Origin of the sequence: Mesorhizobium captivum, assembly GCF_033977165.1 — a bacterium.
GTDB lineage: Bacteria > Pseudomonadota > Alphaproteobacteria > Rhizobiales > Rhizobiaceae > Mesorhizobium > Mesorhizobium captivum.
Genome location: NZ_JAVIJB010000110.1, coordinates 1 through 1,588, shown reverse-complemented (window position 1 = coordinate 1,588; position 1,588 = coordinate 1). Strand labels below are relative to the sequence as shown.

The following is a 1,588-nucleotide window of genomic DNA, read 5'->3' as shown; positions in this document are numbered from 1 at the left end:
TCAAATTCGCTAATCCCGAGCAAAATCAAAGGTTTGACGATGTTATGACAAAAGGGGTTGCGGGTCCAGGATTTGAACCTAAGACCGACGCTTGAGACTGGGGCGATCGAGGCTTCGGTAGGTAAGTCAGCGGTTGCTCGGGGAAGCATACGGGGCGATATGGGAAGCGTCCTGGATTCGGCCATACGAAAAACGCAATGAAATCGACAGTCACTGCATCCTGCGGGTTCCCCATTTCGCCGTTCTGTTTTGGCAGTGTTCGATCAGTGGGTTTTTCGGGCGTTGGATATTCGTCTCGCCGTTGGGTGAACTCTCGAAGCTGTGTTCAAAGTAGGCCCTCGTGGTGCAGCTGGCTTGCCACGTCCTCCGATTGAGATCACCCGTCCGCTGTTGCTCTCGGCCCACCATTGCATCATCTTGACGCGCTCTTCCCAGTGCTCAGCCCGGGCGTAGGCTCGACGAACGTCGTTGTTCTCAATGTGGGCCAGCTGCCGCTCTATGGCATCCGGATGCCATTTTCCGCATTCGTTTAACAAAGTTGATGCTGTTGCTCGAAAACCATGCGCGGTAGCTTCCTCCTTGCCGTAGCCCATGCGGCGAAGGGCGGCGTTAAGCGTGTTGTCGGAAATCGGACGCGAAACCGATCGAACACCAGGAAAGAGCAGCGATCCACCACCAGAGATTTCTTTAAGCGAACGCAGGACGCTTATGGCCTGCCTTGAAAGGGGTACGCGGTGCGGCCGGCGCATTTTCATGCGTGCTTCAGGAATGATCCACATCGAGCTTTCGAAATCGAACTCTTCCCATTCTGCCAAGCGCAGCTCACCCGGGCGGGGAAACATCAATGCCATGAGCTTCAGGGCAGCTCGGGTTGTAGGCTGTCCGTCAAACGCATCGACCGCCCTCAGCAAGCCGCCCAAGGCCTTAGGATCGGTAATCGCCGCACGCGACGTGACCGTTGGACTGATGAGTGCGCCCCTTAACGCGATCGTCGGATCAGCCTCGGCGCGTGCGGTCGCGATTGCATATCGAAACACGGTGCCGATGGTGGAGCGCAGTCGCCTGGATGACTCATATCGACCACGAACTTCCACGCGACGAAGGGCAGTAAGGACGGTGGCCGGATCGATCTCCCGAATGCACTTGTCGCCGATTGTCGGATAGGCAAAGTCGAGCAGCCATTTGACCTTGCTAATCGTCCGGTCGGCACGTCCCTCCTTCTTCAGCTTGTCAACATATTCGTCCGCGATTGAACGGAAGGTGTCTTTTTGCGAAGTGGCCTTATGGAACTTTCGCTCCCGAGCTGGGTCGGCACCAGCCTTAAGGAGACGTTTGGCTTCATCGCGTGCTTCGCGGGCATCGGCGAGAGAGAGGACCGGGTAGCTGCCGAGAGACAGCAGCTTCTGCTTTCCGTCAAATCGATAGGCTAGGCGCCATAGCCTGGTTCCCGACGGCTGAATCCATAGCTGCAGCCCGCCGCCATCGGACAGTTTCTGGAGCTTGGAGGCGGGCCGGGCGGGAAGTGTTCTGAGAGTTCTGCAAATTCGCCGAGAGAGGGCGGTCATGGCAGGCTGGTGATGTTCAACGT

The 1,588-nt window shown here is 57.2% G+C and carries 1 protein-coding gene; it reads right to left on the bottom strand.

Translation table 11 applies throughout. From position 1 onward, the window contains the following. Positions 1 to 263: 263 nt before the first annotated feature. Positions 264 to 1,565 (bottom strand): tyrosine-type recombinase/integrase, encoded by a 1,302-nt coding sequence (locus RFM40_RS33490; RefSeq protein WP_320279052.1) that lies wholly within the window; start codon positions 1,563 to 1,565, stop codon positions 264 to 266. Positions 1,566 to 1,588 lie beyond the last annotated feature (23 nt).